This is a genomic window from Streptococcus agalactiae ATCC 13813 (genome assembly GCF_000186445.1).
GTDB lineage: Bacteria > Bacillota > Bacilli > Lactobacillales > Streptococcaceae > Streptococcus > Streptococcus agalactiae.
Window position 1 is genome coordinate 93,379 of the sequence record NZ_GL636070.1, and the last position, 15,323, is coordinate 108,701.

A 15,323-nucleotide genomic window follows, 5' to 3' on the forward strand; every position below is an offset into this window, starting at 1 on the left:
ATCCTTCGGTGCTAATTTAAGCTGTTCTTTCATTTTTCTGCCTTTCTTTTTTTGATTGATTCTAGTATAAAAGATAACTAAAAAAAATTTTTTAAAGGGACAATCATAAAAAATAAATCCCCTTAATTCAAAAATTAAGGAGATTTTTGACTACTATTTGTTGGTAAACACGAACTCGGCTTTCATAGAAAATGCACTCTTTTTACTTACATCAAATTGAATCATCTCGAAACAAAAATCATGTTTTTTCCCAAAAGGGAAGACACTGAATACTGGATGATAAAATTCTTCAATATCTACAAATTCTCTTTCAAGAGGAGCTTCAGAACCATTCCATGCTTTTCTATAATAGGAAATACCTGTCTGTTTTTCTCTATTCAAAAAACTTAATTCTACAATATCTTGATAATCCTTTTTCACTGCTCGCTGATTAATCGTAATCATTCGTTGGTTTGCATCACCTTCATCAGCATCTGTAAAAAGATTGATTTTAGGAGGTAACTTATCTTTTAATTTTCGGATTCCAAGGTAATCCTTGTTTAAGATATTTTTGAATAGATAACGCTGAAAAAGTTTTGCTTGAAACCACTTCATGAAATAATAAATACCAATACTAAAGATTGTGGCTAAAAGCCAGAACGATGATTCATATTCTTGTATTGGTTTTTCTAATGCAGCTGTAAAAATGATGGCAAGTACAATATTTCTTATGAACATCTTTATAATCCACATTTCAGCCCCTAAACGTAACTTCGTAAAAGGCGCACATAAAATAATCAAACACATCATTGTTTCAAAAATCCTTGGATCAACCTCAAGTATTACGGAAGCTTCTTTTATAAAAACAGCGACTGCAACCATTACAAAAAATAAATATTGCCATTTAAAGGCTTGTCTAATAAGCCAATTCACTCCACAAATTGCAGATAATTTATATCCCAATTTATCAGTTCCTTTTACCATTTTAATTAAATTTTTCATTTTATTTTGCCTCACTTTAATTCATTTCCACAGTTTCAATAGCGGTTAAAATATAATCGTTTCGCATCATTTTTCTACATATCCTATAACTTCATAAGCAATACAAATTTGCCCTCTTGTATTCTTAAAATACTGGGTTATTTTGCCGATATATTCATTATCTATTACTCTACTTCCTATAGGATGCTCATCAATTAATCGAGCTGTAGGAATATTCGTCAACATCATTGAATGTTCTCCAATTTCTAACCTATCGTCAGGTTGCCAATCCATAAGTGCATCTCCATATCCCATAATTATCTCCTTCCTTTAATTCATTTCTACAGTTTCAATAGGGTTTGAAAATTCAAATGTTCCATCTTTGACTGCCTGTTTTTTCTTGTCTAAAGACTCCAATTTAGCCTTCAACTTTTCAATGTTTTTATAGGCTGTTTCGATGGTTCTATTCTTCGTTTCGATGTTTGTATCCAGCGTAGCAATATTCTTTTGATTGGCTTCGAGATCATCACCTGTTAGATATTTTGCTTCTGCTTGAAGACTCGCTTTTCGTGAATTATCATCGTCAATAGATTCCTTCAATTGAGAAATCGATGTTGTCAATTTTTGAGACTGTTCATTCTGGAAGTTGATCTCTTTTTCGATTTCCTGAAGAGTGAATTCTTCTCTGGAGACAACTTCAATAGCTTTAATTTCAAGCTGAAGATTTTGAGGGGTTACAAAGAATTGTACCGTGTCCTCTTCTCCAGATTTCTTCTGAGAAACCTTTTTAGAATCACTGGATGGCGATGAAATATTCACATCAATTGAGCTAGAAGAGACTGTCTGATTCGTCACATCAATCGCAAATGCACCAAAATTTTTCGGAACTCCTTTAATAATAACTGATACTTTATTATCAATGATTGGCACAACATCCATCTCTATTTTTGAGTCTTTATGCTGCGCATAGAGTTTCCATTTTAATCGTTTGGCATCAATGCCCCGATCTATCGAAGTCGTAGCATCTTTCGTCTCAAATTGTAAAACGATAATTCCAGTATCTGGTGAATATTCCTGGCTAACCAGTTTCATCTCACCACTCCCATTCGCAAAAACTTGCTTTGTTTTGAGTTGTTCTGAAGTATATGTTTGTCTTTGTGGTGAGAAAATTGCTCCCATCAGAAGACTTAACCAGGTCACAAACAACATTGAGAAAATAACTAGTTTTCTCTTAATAATATTCTCTTGAAACCAAACTTTAATCTTAATAAATGGCTTCAAAATTGGGCTAGATTTTATCTTTTCAATCCAGCGTTTTGCTGTCTCTATCATGATAGATTTATCCTTTCTATTTTATTGGAAATAATGATAAAATAAAATAAAAGTTATAACGAGGTAATTATTTATGTCTTTTCAATCTGCTTATAGTTTAGAATTAAAACAATATGTAACTCCAAAAGAGCCCTTTGATTTTTCTTGCTCCCCAATTGGAACTCCTAATCATCTAACCGATGCAAAAATGTTTCAATGTGGAGAAAATTGTTCATTCAAATTAACCTTAGCAAACTTCAACAATCCGGGCTTTAATAAAACTCCTTATTTTACTCCTGGAGCAAGAAATCAAAGACATGACCCTAATTATTGTCAACGCATGATTGAACATTATCAACAAAGAGAACAAGAAGTAACGTCTGAAAATCATATCTCTTTTTACCGTGAGAAAAACAAACTGATTATTGACTTAGACCTTATTAAAGGAGTATTGGCTACTGTAACTAAACCTAGACAGAAAGACGAAGCCAATCTTTCTTCTGAGCCAAATAGAGCAGAACTACATCATCAAAGCTCTCATTCCTCTTGTACTAATAAGGATAATAAGACTTTCCGTAGCCATGTGAAACAACTAAGAGATTTAGTCAATTATTTTTTAGAATACCAGTCCGGAGAGAAATATACATTCTATGATAAACATAAAATAGAAATCCAACTCGAAAAACACTTTGTCAATCTAAAAGAAGCTAATCAAAGAGGAATAAACTTAGAAGAGGTTAACATCTATTATGATACTGCAACAGTAATGTCTATTGACAATGAAGAGAAACCTGAAAAAAGTTATTTTTTAGTTAGATTCGACAGTAGATGCACAATTGGTGACGTCTCTAATTGTCCATCTATCTTAATTAACAAAAACACTGCTAGCCATCACGGAGTCAAGGGAAAGCTAAAAATATTGGAAAAAGCAGCAAAAGATAAGCAACCCCTTAAATTATTTTACTTTGGAAAATTTGTTAGACATAGCTCCAATAAATACATCAATCCAGATGTGAGCTATGAAGATATTTTGGACTATTTAGTCATCAGTTAATATTTCAAAATCTAACAATTCTTGATAAGTGAACTCTATAATTTTGTATGAACCAATAAATCTAAAATTCTCTAGAAAATGATTTTCAACAACTTCCCTAGCTTCCTTATAACTATTAAAAACCCTTGTTCCACTAATTTCATCTGACCAAGCTAGTTTCCCACTTTTTTGTGGGACTAACCAGACACTTTTTCCAACATTGATTTGCATAAGGACAGCGTAATATTTTTGTTCCATATTCTTATTTTCACCTTTCTAATTCTAAATAGTATCTATTTATGGTTTTATAATAATGGCTTATCTCTGATGTCCATGCCTCTTATATCCTTTCCAAATAAATGAAACCTTACTTTTCGGCCAAACACTTTTTAGTAACATTAAGAACGCTAATGGCAGCCTTTTCGTTTTGATTTCATTTCCAAAGTTATCACATATGGTTATCTCGAAGAGTGGTACGAACCAGATCGCAATCAAGAAAGTTCCAACCACGCCATGCGCAATAGCATTTAAAATTTGATACATACTACCTCCTTAGACATACTTCAATCTGTGAAAAGCTTTCTCAGCCCATTTACTTAGCTTGACCCTTTTAGTCATTTATGGCCTCCTGGATCCCTTTCTCATCTGCGACAATCTTTTCATCTGAATCTCTTGAAGCATATAGATATTTCTTTATTTTTCCCTTACGAATCTTAATGATAGTTGCAGCTTTTTCAACCTGGTATTTTTCTACCAACTTTTGACCTTCTTCTGTCTGAGTATCAATATAAAATGTAGGATAAGAACCTTTATTGGCTGCCTCTACAACAACGCTTTTTCCAACCTGACAGTAAGGACAATCTTTTTTATAAAATACTAGATTTACATTTTGATCAAGTACAGTATTCTGGTATTCCTTCTGAGTAAGATGAGGATCATAATCTAAGATAAGATGATCTTTATACATCCTATATCCTCCTAGAACTGCGAGACTCACAAATAAAATAACGAGAATAGCACCTACAGCTAACTTAATGTGTCTAAAAAACTCTCTCATACTACTTCCTCATCATCCATAAAATCAAATATGGAACCTTGAACATAATCAATCTTGGCCAATTCTTTTATTTCTGATTTCAAGTTAGTGAACGTTGTCATCACTTCTTGAAAAAGCAAAGGATCAAATTCCTCGGAATCCAATACACGGACAATTGGCAACATTGGATAATGATCTCTCAACTCCTCCTGCAGGTAATCTGAAATCATTTTATCATTCGAGATAACACTATCTACTCTAATAATCGCTGGAATGCTAGAAATACTCTCCTCGTTTTGATAAAAAGTTAAAGCTACAGACCCTGCAGAAACTGACTCAAATTTTAAGTTATCCGATGAAAGTTTGAAATAATAAGCCAATGGTTCCTGTCCAACTCCTGTTAGGTAGTATCCACGAATAATTTTGAATAACTCTGACATCGACCTGTCTCCTTCCTAACAAACTTTTAGAAGTCTAAACGGAGCTTGATACACATCTGGATAGTGAATCAAGCTCTTTTTTCTTTGTTCAGGAAATGGTTTTCGATAATGTTTTTGAAGATACTGAAATGCTAGTCCCAAAGTATCAAAAACTAAAACTTTATTCTCCCCATTACAAATATAATCACCTAATTCAAAACTGAAAATTACGTACTTCATTCTTCTTCTCACTTTCTATTTTGGCTAATCATTGCCAGCTGATCTGTCTCTAACTCAGCATCATATCCGTTTTCAAAACGAACTTGTTGACGAATCCCTATAAGTGAGAGAACTAAGAAAAATCCTCCTACAAATATAAGACTAAACAATCCAACTAAAATCAAAATCATATCATTCCTCCTTAAGTTATTTTATATACATGTATATCCTTGTAATAATCGTAGATATAAATGTAAGGCAGTTTACGGGTTTTAAAATTATCCAATATCAAGTTCAAATAGAGATAGTTGTTGTGTTTGTTTAAACCCATCTTTAACCTTTTCTATCACTCTCTGAGTGAACTCTATACTTTCTTCAAAGAAAGTGGCAATGTTGTCCATATAAGCTTCCTGACGTTCTTTCTTTACCTGGATAAGGGAAAGTAAGATTGCTTTGATAGAGGCTAATCTGATGCCTCCTCCACGGCCATGTTTGACTGTGAAGAAGATCTTTTGTTCTGTTTTGAGAACCTTCAATACTTTGTCTAATGAACGCTCAGGAATGTTCAACTTCTCTCGTATCTCTTTTTTTGTCGTCTGGATAAATGGATCCTCAGATTGATAGAAGCCTTCTAAATAGGCCATTACGTCTGTTTTCCATTCATGAAGATGACTATTCTTTCTGTCTGCACGTTTCTTCTTAAACTTGTACCAACGTTGCTTCACAAAGAGATCTGAAGCCTTTAGTTCCTGGTTAACCCATGCTTTACATAAAGTCATTACATAGTCACGACTAGCAGCTTCATATTTTCCTGAGTAGGCGCTTGTGATAATCTTATGATATTCAGCTGAAGAGAGTGGTTCGTCTAGATTTGCATTGAAACTAGAAAGAACTTCCTCACATTCTTCCTGACTGATTCCTGAAGAGAAGTTGGCTAAAGCCAGCGTGAAAAGAACGTTGTTTCTTCCCATCAAGGATTTTCCACCTTTGATATTCCCCTCTCTCATCAGCAATTGATACCAGGGTTCATCAGTCTGTTTCACCCCTTCAGAGCCTGAAATAACTGTCAAATTGGGCTTTTTACTTGGGAAAGGAAGTTCTGATTGCTTCATCGACCAATCTAACCACTCCTGGAACGAATAGGTATAGTCAGCATCAAAAAATTCAACATTATCAGTTCGAGGAATCCGAGCAATTCCAAAATGGTTACAGGTCATATCTACTGGTAAAGTTTGAGCAAAGTAATTTCTCAAATTTTGAGAGATAGCTTTAGCCACCTTTACCACTCGAAATTGGGAATGAGCTGTAACATAAGCTGATTCTGAGAGAACAAAATAGGCTTGAAATCCTTTATCAGATTTTAGAATCAAAGTCGGCATAAAACCTAGCTCCAGGGAAGCAGTTAAAATATCTCCTGTCGTCATTTCTTCAGCTGCAGAGGTAATATCGAAGTCAATGTAGAATGTGTTAATCTGTCTAAGATTATCTTCAGAGTGGCCACGTGTAATACGTCGACCAGCATCACTATAGCTTCCATAGCAATATACGTTAGGAGTCCAGTGCGTAAACTGATCCTGGTTCTCCAGCAATGATTCGACAGAGGTTAAAACAACCCCACGTGCCTTCACCATATTCGCTTTTGAACGATAAGCAAATACAGACCCTCGTCTTCCTTCTTCAGCTGAAGAGATGAGCTGTAGATGACTATTCTTAAATTTTTGTATTCTTAATCCGTCTTTTGTGATTAAGCTAAAGCATTCTTGTAACTTCATACTTCTCCTAATATTTGGGAAATTATAACTATTTTTGTTTTTATAGCAATTTCGTTTACTTTACAGACTAATTGGATAGCTGAAGGAATAGCGAAATTCCAAGTAGAATGGCTGATAGAATTATGCCAAAAATTGTCGTGACTAAATCATTCCAATAATCTAATTTTGGAGACTGAAAATATCCAACTCGTTTACCTGATAGGTAGTCCGCTTTATGGTTTCTAATTCTATTTAACCTGATTAAAAGTATTCCCATAATCAAAATCATACTGATTGAATTTTCTAGTTTCCCCATCATTTCACCTCTTCATTTAATTTCCAAAAACAATGACTACAGATAGTCTCATCATGATCCATCCACCAGCAACAACCCCATTTTTCATCAATACAGGGTGTTTCCCACGTGCATCCGCATTTTTGACAAATACCTTTCGTTAATACTGCTTCTTTCATGATAATTACTCCTCATTGATTCTCATACTTTTAGGTAGCTTTTTACTCGGTAAACAGTAACCTTCAGATAAGTCCCCTTTTCTATAAAATTCAGGACTATTTGTCATTATGTGATCACTTCTTTTCCACCCTCGACGAAGTTGTTTGTAAGATAAAGAAACACGCTTCTCAATTTCTTTAAAACTAAATCCCAACTTCAAATATGTTGTTACAATAGTGGTAGCATGTTCTTTGGACTCTTCGCTTCTTGTTCTTCGCTGAAAGTTAATCTGCTTATCTTCTTCATTTAATGCTATCTGATAATCAATAAACAACTTCCGCATTTCCATAATTTTATGTTGCCATGCCAAGCTGTAAGGTTTTCCTGAATATCGATTCACTAGCTCTTTGACAGGCTGTTTAAATTTCAGCTGAAGAGGATCAAATTCGCCAAGGTCAGAAAAAGGATCAATGAAACCTAATGGTTCACTTTGAATTAATTCATTGTATAGCGCTTCTCTGTCCATCCTAATTTATCTCCTTCTGTCAAATGCACGTCATTGAGTCAAATAAGCTTAATTGGATTGTTGTAGGCTCTTGTTCGCTGTTTCCCTTCTTATCATGATCGATAACGTCAAAGATTTCTAACGGGTCTATATTCATTACAATCTCTAATCCTACCATCGATGAATGGCTTCTTCCAGTTCTGTGCACTCCCTAATACTCTTCGTGTGTAATAATTTCATGTTCTTCTTCCTCTTCAATCTTTCTAAATTCTCTAGCAATAACTTCAATAACGGTGACGGTCACGCTATTTCCGGCCTGTTTGTATAACTGACTTTTACTGGATACAGTCTCTGCCCTTTCATAAGCCCAATCAGGAAATCCTTGAAGCCTAAAACACTCTCTAGGTGTTAGGCGTCTGATTCTCAAACGATAAAGTTTTCCGTCTAAGACAAGCCCAGTCACTTCATACCACTTGTCCTTACGGTACTCTAAAGCAGCTACGACCACTCCCATGTTATCAGAGGTGGTCAAGGTATTTGATATTCCCTTTCCTACTCGCCCTCTACGTTTGGTAGACTCTGGGTAAGCAAGGTTGACAGAATCTCCAATGGTTGCCTTGGCATAGCCTAGTTTGGTGGCTTCCCTAATTTTTAAATGCGGTGCTTCTTCACGATAAAGAATCTTAGGAACTTTATCACCTCCCTGCATGGTAGTCAGTGTTGGAGAAATCCCTGAAAGGTCATAGACTCGTCCAGTTTGCACAAAAGACGTTGGTAAGGTTCCTGCGACGACCACTCCATGTCTATCTTGGCTAGTTAAGGTAAACATAGGCTCTTGATTGTCCTTAAAGCGTCTGCCATGTTGGCGTTTTTCTAACCTATCTGGGGTTAATACTGGAATGGCAATTTTAGTCCCTTCTCCTTTTCCTCTTGTTAGGGTTGGTGCTAAACCGCTGGTTAGATAAACCTCCCCATTCATGCCTTTTCCTGACGGATTGATATTACCTAATCGCTCAAGACCAGTTGAGCTACTTTCTCTTCTGAGAGGAAATAAGAATCGGGAACAGTATCTTCTAGAATGTCCGATAATAAAAATTCTTTCACGGTTTTGTGGCACTTGGAAATCTTTACTGTTAAGCACCTGCCATTCGACATCATACCCCAACTCATCCAATGTGGTGAGGATTGTTCGAAATGTCTCTCCCTTGTCGTGACTGAGTAAGCCTTTGACGTTTTCCAAAAATAGAAAACGTGGTTGGATCTGTTTGACCGCTCGAGCAATCTCAAAGAACAGAGTTCCTCTAGTATCCTCAAATCCCAATCGTCTGCCTGCGAGTGAAAATGCTTGGCAAGGGAAGCCCCCACAGATGATGTCCACTTGCCCTCTAAGTTGTCTAAAGTCTTGGTCTGTAACTTGTCTAATATCATGAAATTCTATTTCTCCTTCGGTCTTATAGATGGCCTTGTAAGATTTCCTCGCAAACTTGTCAATTTCACAAAAGCCAATACACTCATGGCCCTGATTAGTTAAACCCAATCGAAAGCCTCCAATTCCTGCAAACAAATCTAAAAACTTCATATCTCTCATTCCTTTCTGGCAAAAATAAAAGGACATTACTTCTTCTGTAACGCCCTTGCTTAATAATGATCTTCCATTTCTGGGGCAGTGATGACCTCAATAATGAGCCAAATCATTCCTAGTCCCAAAATCCCTAATAAAATCCACCAAAACATCTACTCACCTCCTTTTAGTTCGTTTAAGCGTTGTCCCTTGGTCCATTCGGCTAATATGCCATTAAAAACGTATTCCGCTATCGTTTCTGCCCTAGCCGCAAACCTCATGTGTTCCAAAGCATATTTGTAGCGGTGGTCAAAATGAATCATGGCATAGTCACTAGCTGCCTGTGATAATCCAACTTGTCTCAACTGGTCATGAACCAGTCCCCAAATGTAATCTCTGTCATATCTTGTGACTTGCTCCACCTTACGATGAAAATGTTCATTTTCGCTTTTCTTACTTGTTAGATTTTCTGTCTCCTCCTCGTCCTCAATGACAGACTCACTCCCTTTAGTTTCACTATTATTAGTCTCACTAACTTCAGTCTCACTAGTGGCTGAATTTAAGACCGGCCCCGGCTGATTTTGACACCCCCTCGTGTTTTCTTAACACCACCCCCGTCTGAATCTAAGACTGGGGTAGCTTCATGTTCCAATTCTCCCAAGTAAATCTTATTTGCCATCCGACCTTTTTCACTGGAAGATTGTTGGACTTCTTCAATCAGGCCATAAGCATGTAAGGTTTTCTTTATCGTCAATAACTTCGATTTCGAGAAACCCAAGAGCTCCATCAACTTGGCATTGGAGTAAATCAGATAGAATGCTCCCTCATCATCAATCCAACCATGGCTGAGAGAAAGCTATAGACGGTCTTTTAACACCGCATTAGCCACTTTGACTTCTAACTTCATGTCCTTGTAGGTCTCACTCTCAAAAAGAACTTTAGGAAGCTTATAATAGCGTTCAGAGGTTTGATAGTGATTAGCAGTTATTCGTTTCATAGCTTGTCTCCAATTCTTTGATTTCTAAGTTCCCTTTTTCCGTAAAGCGAAGCAATCCATTCTGTTCCATTTCAGCGACTACTGCCGTTGCTTTGACAATGTCTATTCCCATGATGAACATGAGATGAGTAATCACAATATAACGTGATGATTGTTCCAATTTTGACATTCATTTTCCTTTCTAAACGCAAAAAAGCGAGAACCTTTTTAATTGTTCTCGCTTAAACGATACGATTACAGTTTAGTTTTGGGCAGACTCCTCCCTAAAAAAATAGATTTGTAGAAACCTCTAACCCCTTGATAAATCTAAATAATTTGCACCTGTCATTATTATGACATAATCCCCGCCTGGTAAGTCCCAAAAGCCTGCATAGGGCAAATCTGGAAAATCATCTCTTAGGCTGGTCAAAATCTTTCCCTCGCAGAAAAGAGCGATCTTTGCACCTGAGAAATCAAATAACTCATCAAAAATATCCATGCAATAACCTCAATTCTATTCCTAAAGCTCCATATTTTCTGATTTGTTCAGGGGGATAATAACGTTCCATATCCTCTGGTCTGGCTGTTTCTATATCATCCAATGTATATCCACATTTTAGCAAATCCATCAAGTCTAATATCTCGGATAAGGGTAAAACTCTGTCTCTTTCAGTTCTGCTCTGCCATTTTCAAAAGCATCCGTATCCCAAGAAAGACCGAACTCTTCGATACTGTCATCGGTGAGGAAGTCCATGAGGTCGCTCAACCCTTCAGTGGCAACCTCGTTGAGAGTCTCCGCAAAATAAGCCAGAAACTCACGCGACAAGCCCTTCTTAGGCTCATAGGGGATAGTCACCAGATAGTCCTCAGCATCAAAGCGAGACTTTACAGGGTTGTAAAAGAGTACATAGTCCTCAAAAACGATATCCTCGCTACACGTCTCCCCCTGGTCGTCCACGGTTTCAATAGCAGAGCTGTTTTGTGCTTCTAATATAAAAGTGACTTCTACAGTATGATTTTTCTTATCCCAATCCATGGCAAAGTCATACTGTAAATGCTTATCCAATTCTTCTTCTAGTACCGATAAAAATCCAAATTTAGCCATCTTATGTCCTTATTTTCTATTTATTCTTTCTTATTATAACATGAAATAGAAGAAAAACGTTACAGACTCAGGTTAATCAAAAGGTAGTTCCTACTTATTTTTATGTTACAATAGTCTCAAAGATTAGCCGTTTTTGACTGACTTCATACTATATTAAAAGAGTCAGCTAAGAGAAAAACTCTATATAGAAAATAGAAAGGATTTGAACACGGGACTAATTTTCTAGAAGAAAAGATGAACTTCCTAGTGTCTGACGACACTTCGTCGTTCCCTATTTCTTTACGAAAATTTTCGGTAAACCGAACCGTCCCTTTGTATCATCAATTATGATTATCAGACCTATGCAGGACTGCGACCGTGGGGCAGTTCTGACCTTACAAAATACAGGCTGGACTGCTCTTACCTCTCCTGTCTATGACCGCAAGTGGACTGAGAGTGACTTGGAGAAGAATCTGGCAAATGGCATGTCCTTCTTTGTCGCTGAGGTCGATGATAAGATTGCTGGCGTCTTGGACTTTGGTCCCTACTATCCTTTCCCAGCTGGCAAGCATGTTGCCACTTTCGGCATTCTCATCGCTGAACCCTACCAAGGTCAGGGACTACTGGGTAAAGCTCTCTTGAAAGCTCTGCTAACTGAGGCTAAAGCTCAAGGTTACATCAAGATTGCCATGCATGTCATGGGCAACAACAGCAGAGCCATTTCCCTCTATCAAAAATACGGGTTTACCGAAGAGGCTCGAATCACTAAAGCCTTTTTCATTGAAAATCATTATGTTGACGCTTTAATTTTCGCAAAAGATTTGGAGAATAATCATGGCTGACAATCTTGCTCTACGTATGCGTCCTCGCAATATTAATGAAGTTATCGGGCAGCAACATCTCGTTGGTAATGGCAAAATTATTGATCGAATGGTTGCAGCTAATATGTTATCTTCCATGATTCTATATGGACCACCAGGTATCGGGAAGACTTCTATTGCTTCTGCTATTGCTGGTACTACTAAATATGCCTTTCGTACTTTTAATGCCACTGTTGATAGTAAAAAACGTCTTCAAGAAATTGCAGAAGAAGCTAAATTTTCTGGTGGCTTAGTTTTATTACTTGACGAGATCCATAGACTTGACAAGACAAAACAAGATTTTCTTTTACCTTTACTTGAGAATGGCAATATTATTATGATTGGAGCAACAACTGAAAATCCTTTCTTTTCAGTAACTCCTGCCATTAGAAGTAGGGTACAAATTTTTGAGTTAGAACCTCTTTCTAACGAGGATATTAAAAAAGCCATTCAACTAGCAATTTCCGATAAAGAACGGGGATTTCCTTTTTTAGTGACAATTGATGATGAGGCGCTAGATTTCATTGTTACCGCCACAAATGGAGACCTACGATCTGCTTATAATTCCTTGGATCTAGCAGTCATGTCTACTTCTCCTAATGAAGATGGTAGCCGTCATATTAGTCTAGAGACAATGGAAAATAGTCTGCAGCGTAGTTATATTACAATGGATAAAAACGGAGATGGGCATTATGATGTCCTATCAGCCTTACAAAAATCAATTAGAGGTTCTGATGTCAATGCCAGCCTGCACTATGCCGCTCGTTTGGTAGAAGCTGGAGATTTACCTAGTTTAGCAAGACGTTTGACCATTATTGCTTATGAAGATATCGGCTTAGCTAACCCCGAAGCACAAATACATACTGTGACTGCATTGGAAGCTGCCCAACGCATTGGTTTTCCAGAAGCTCGTATTCTTATTGCTAACATTGTTGTGGATTTAGCTCTATCACCTAAATCAAATTCAGCCTATTTGGCTATGGATGCAGCCTTAGCTGATTTACGTCGTTCAGGAAATTTACCTATTCCACGTCACCTAAGAGATGGACATTACAGCGGTAGTAAAACCTTGGGCAATGCAAAGGATTACAAGTACCCTCACGCCTATCCTGAAAAATGGGTTAAACAACAATACTTACCAGATAAACTAGTAGGACATAATTACTTTGAAGCCAATGAAACTGGTAAATACGAACGCGCACTTGGTTCAAATAAAGAGCGCATTGATAAGCTCTCAGACTGATTGCTAGTTTTAAAAATCGCAATCGATTTCAAAAATCGATAATTTTGCTTGAAAATTTTATAAAAAGTGGTATCATAAAGACATAGAAACATTGCTGTGGCATACGAATCCACATCTAAGTGTTGACCGACTATTTCTTTGTATTTCGGGAAACGAAGTCATCTCTAGTGCGCAAGCCGTTAACACGCGGAAGCCACTTAAAGAGGTGCGAGTTACCCACCTGCTTATTTTGTGCGGGATCAATACAAAAAGTGGATCATCGGTGCCAATACAGCTTCCTAGCCTCCTTAGCTCAGTTGGTAGAGCAGTAGACTCTTAATCTATGGGTCACAGGTTCGAGCCCTGTAGGGGGCATTAATAATATTGTCAAAAACCTTGATTTTAAAGGTTTTTTTCTTTGTTTCAGCAGATTTGTTCTAAATTTGTTCTAGAAGATATTCTTTAAAAATTAGCTTTAAGATACTAAACTTCTGACCGTTTCATATTCCTTATTTATTACTTCTGTCAAGACGTGACCATAAGTTTCAAGTAACTGTGTAATATCCTTATGACCCATTAATCTTGCAACTACCCAAATATCTACACCTTTTGCTAATAAGTAACTTCCATAAGTATGCCTTGCACCTGTTGCAGTCATTTTTGAATTAATATTTAATATTTTTAAAACATTTTTAAGACTTTTATTTATCGCACTATTTGTCGAAACACCATATCTATAGTCATAAAATATTTGATTATTCATGTTTACAATTTTTAAGTTTTTCAACATAACTTGCTGATCATCCTTCAAATCTCTTAAGATTAATGCTAAAGATTGACTAATAGGAATAGTGCGGATAGAAGTTTTTGTTTTAGGTGGACTAAAAGTTCCCTTATCGCCACTAAATCTTCGATACGTCTTAATTTCTAGATCTTCAAAATTAACATCATCCCAAGTTAATGCTAAAGCTTCACCCACTCGTAAACCTGTTTTAAATAGCACCAGTAATAAATAATAAACGATACTATTTGAATAATCCAAATTGTTTTCTAAATAAGATATCACTTTCTTGTAATCAAAAATACTATGTAGATATTTATCATCTGCATCCTTAACAAATTTCCTACCAGCTATGACAACTCCATCAGTAAAATCAGATAATAAGACACCATCTCTTTTAGCAAATTGGATAGCTTTTTTTATATCTGAATTTAACCTTCTAACATGGTTTTTAGTGTATTTTTCAGCGTACGTATTTAATTTCCTCTGATACGCACTATGCTTTATTTTATTTACTTTCTGATTTCCAAAAAGTTTACGAATAACAGAACCTCTTGTAAAATATTTGTTCTTTGTAGTCTCTGCTAGATTGCTAGGCTTTATAATTAAACTGTACCATTCAAACCACAAATCATACAATGTTATATCAGAAGATATAGAATTTACTAATAACTTTTGTTGCTCTATCCTCATAGCTTCATTCATAGCTTCACGCTTTGTCTTAAAACCTGAACCAGAAGCAACTAACTCACTTTTTTCATTGAATATTCTATAATCCCATAATTTCTTTTTACCTCTTTGTCTATATGTTGCCATTTTACTCCTTTCTTAGACATCAAGGAATTTATCCTCAATATTATATCATTTAACTATTTAATAAAATAGAACCAAAATTATCTTCAAAATATTTTCTAGCTTTTGTTGCTAATATTTTATATCGACTACCTTTACCTTTCGGATAAACAATAAAACCATTTGGATTAATTGATAAATCTACTTCTTTTTTTATATCTGGATTTAACAAAATATCATTAATCAATTTTGACCTTCCAATTCCCAATAACTCTTGCAAGTTATCAATATCCCACCACTTGCCTTGTTCATTATCACTTAATAAATTTAAATATTCTTCTTTTGAAATAATAACAACT

At 36.1% G+C, this 15,323-nt stretch carries 19 protein-coding genes, 1 tRNA gene, 1 other RNA gene and 3 pseudogenes; 5 read left to right on the forward strand and 19 right to left on the reverse strand.

The genetic code is table 11. From position 1 onward, the window contains the following. Positions 1–153: 153 nt before the first annotated feature. The 3 genes from HMPREF9171_RS112425 to HMPREF9171_RS112415 form a co-directional block, all read right to left on the reverse strand. A complete protein-coding gene (locus HMPREF9171_RS112425) occupies positions 154–981 on the reverse strand; it encodes a hypothetical protein (RefSeq protein WP_000792996.1) in 828 nt (275 codons plus the stop codon). Positions 982–1,047: 66 nt separating this feature from the next. Beyond that, entirely contained in the window at positions 1,048–1,275 is a 228-nt protein-coding gene (locus HMPREF9171_RS112420; RefSeq protein ID WP_000540363.1) for a hypothetical protein, read from the reverse strand. Positions 1,276–1,290: 15 nt separating this feature from the next. Continuing rightward, positions 1,291–2,292, reverse strand: a complete 1,002-nt coding sequence (locus HMPREF9171_RS112415) for a hypothetical protein (RefSeq protein ID WP_000573155.1) — start codon at positions 2,290–2,292, stop codon at positions 1,291–1,293. 73 nt (positions 2,293–2,365) lie between these two features. On the opposite strand from HMPREF9171_RS112415, the gene HMPREF9171_RS112410 reads away from it, so the two are divergent. Beyond that, complete coding sequence (locus HMPREF9171_RS112410) at positions 2,366–3,325, forward strand: hypothetical protein (RefSeq protein WP_000009938.1); 960 nt, start codon at positions 2,366–2,368, stop codon at positions 3,323–3,325. On the opposite strand, the gene HMPREF9171_RS112405 is transcribed toward HMPREF9171_RS112410, so the two are convergent. The 14 genes and pseudogenes from HMPREF9171_RS112405 to HMPREF9171_RS112350 form a co-directional block, all read right to left on the reverse strand. Continuing rightward, a complete protein-coding gene (locus tag HMPREF9171_RS112405; protein WP_000436117.1) occupies positions 3,311–3,562 on the reverse strand; it encodes a hypothetical protein in 252 nt (83 codons plus the stop codon). The genes HMPREF9171_RS112410 and HMPREF9171_RS112405 overlap by 15 nt on opposite strands. 352 nt (positions 3,563–3,914) lie before the next feature. Continuing rightward, positions 3,915–4,361 (reverse strand): thioredoxin domain-containing protein, encoded by a 447-nt coding sequence (locus tag HMPREF9171_RS112395; RefSeq protein WP_001206577.1) that lies wholly within the window; start codon positions 4,359–4,361, stop codon positions 3,915–3,917. Further along, positions 4,358–4,780, reverse strand: coding sequence for a hypothetical protein (locus tag HMPREF9171_RS112390; protein ID WP_001292120.1), 423 nt, complete (start codon positions 4,778–4,780; stop codon positions 4,358–4,360). The genes HMPREF9171_RS112395 and HMPREF9171_RS112390 overlap by 4 nt, the downstream gene beginning before the upstream one ends. A gap of 15 nt (positions 4,781–4,795) precedes the next feature. Then, positions 4,796–4,999 (reverse strand): hypothetical protein, encoded by a 204-nt coding sequence (locus HMPREF9171_RS112385; protein ID WP_000878298.1) that lies wholly within the window; start codon positions 4,997–4,999, stop codon positions 4,796–4,798. A gap of 8 nt (positions 5,000–5,007) precedes the next feature. Beyond that, positions 5,008–5,169, reverse strand: coding sequence for a hypothetical protein (locus tag HMPREF9171_RS1000000113885; protein ID WP_000600808.1), 162 nt, complete (start codon positions 5,167–5,169; stop codon positions 5,008–5,010). Between the two features lie 87 nt (positions 5,170–5,256). Next, on the reverse strand, positions 5,257–6,750 hold the full coding sequence (locus HMPREF9171_RS112380) for a primase C-terminal domain-containing protein (RefSeq protein WP_000775730.1): 1,494 nt from the start codon (positions 6,748–6,750) through the stop codon (positions 5,257–5,259). 294 nt (positions 6,751–7,044) lie between these two features. After that, on the reverse strand, positions 7,045–7,203 hold the full coding sequence (locus HMPREF9171_RS1000000113890) for a hypothetical protein (protein ID WP_000656632.1): 159 nt from the start codon (positions 7,201–7,203) through the stop codon (positions 7,045–7,047). A 5-nt stretch (positions 7,204–7,208) separates the two neighbouring features. Beyond that, positions 7,209–7,709 (reverse strand): hypothetical protein, encoded by a 501-nt coding sequence (locus HMPREF9171_RS112370; protein WP_000373372.1) that lies wholly within the window; start codon positions 7,707–7,709, stop codon positions 7,209–7,211. Positions 7,710–7,899: 190 nt separating this feature from the next. Continuing rightward, entirely contained in the window at positions 7,900–9,267 is a 1,368-nt protein-coding gene (gene dcm / locus HMPREF9171_RS112365) for a DNA (cytosine-5-)-methyltransferase (protein WP_000670036.1), read from the reverse strand. A gap of 155 nt (positions 9,268–9,422) precedes the next feature. Continuing rightward, a pseudogene (locus HMPREF9171_RS01000000112875) lies at positions 9,423–10,246 on the reverse strand (replication initiator protein A). Continuing rightward, entirely contained in the window at positions 10,227–10,415 is a 189-nt protein-coding gene (locus tag HMPREF9171_RS112360; RefSeq protein WP_000039946.1) for a hypothetical protein, read from the reverse strand. Before HMPREF9171_RS112360 ends, HMPREF9171_RS01000000112875 begins: the two are co-directional and overlap by 20 nt. Positions 10,416–10,589: 174 nt before the next feature. After that, positions 10,590–10,724, reverse strand: a pseudogene (locus HMPREF9171_RS112355) (DNA mismatch repair protein MutT); the annotation flags it as partial. Beyond that, a pseudogene (locus tag HMPREF9171_RS1000000114240) lies at positions 10,711–10,854 on the reverse strand (ASCH domain-containing protein); the annotation flags it as partial. The pseudogenes HMPREF9171_RS112355 and HMPREF9171_RS1000000114240, both read right to left, overlap by 14 nt. Before the next feature lie 5 nt (positions 10,855–10,859). Next, positions 10,860–11,330, reverse strand: a complete 471-nt coding sequence (locus HMPREF9171_RS112350; RefSeq protein WP_001051345.1) for a DUF3013 family protein — start codon at positions 11,328–11,330, stop codon at positions 10,860–10,862. Positions 11,331–11,656: 326 nt separating this feature from the next. Between HMPREF9171_RS112350 and HMPREF9171_RS112345 the strand changes: the two genes are divergently transcribed. The 4 genes from HMPREF9171_RS112345 to HMPREF9171_RS112335 all read left to right on the forward strand — a co-directional run bounded on the left by HMPREF9171_RS112345 (position 11,657) and on the right by HMPREF9171_RS112335 (position 13,766). Then, on the forward strand, positions 11,657–12,151 hold the full coding sequence (locus HMPREF9171_RS112345; protein WP_000586893.1) for a GNAT family N-acetyltransferase: 495 nt from the start codon (positions 11,657–11,659) through the stop codon (positions 12,149–12,151). Then, positions 12,144–13,412, forward strand: coding sequence for a replication-associated recombination protein A (locus tag HMPREF9171_RS112340; protein WP_000774763.1), 1,269 nt, complete (start codon positions 12,144–12,146; stop codon positions 13,410–13,412). Before HMPREF9171_RS112345 ends, HMPREF9171_RS112340 begins: the two co-directional genes overlap by 8 nt. A gap of 88 nt (positions 13,413–13,500) precedes the next feature. Then, a non-coding RNA gene (gene ssrS, locus HMPREF9171_RS1000000114245) (6S RNA) lies at positions 13,501–13,693 on the forward strand. Beyond that, positions 13,694–13,766, forward strand: a tRNA-Lys gene (locus HMPREF9171_RS112335). Between the two features lie 100 nt (positions 13,767–13,866). Here HMPREF9171_RS112335 and HMPREF9171_RS112330 read toward each other — a convergent pair. Both HMPREF9171_RS112330 and HMPREF9171_RS0102245 read right to left on the reverse strand, forming a co-directional pair. Continuing rightward, complete coding sequence (locus HMPREF9171_RS112330) at positions 13,867–14,988, reverse strand: site-specific integrase (RefSeq protein WP_000257255.1); 1,122 nt, start codon at positions 14,986–14,988, stop codon at positions 13,867–13,869. Between the two features lie 49 nt (positions 14,989–15,037). Further along, positions 15,038–15,323: DUF771 domain-containing protein (locus HMPREF9171_RS0102245; RefSeq protein ID WP_029776299.1), on the reverse strand; the 286-nt coding region annotated here is incomplete at its 5' end.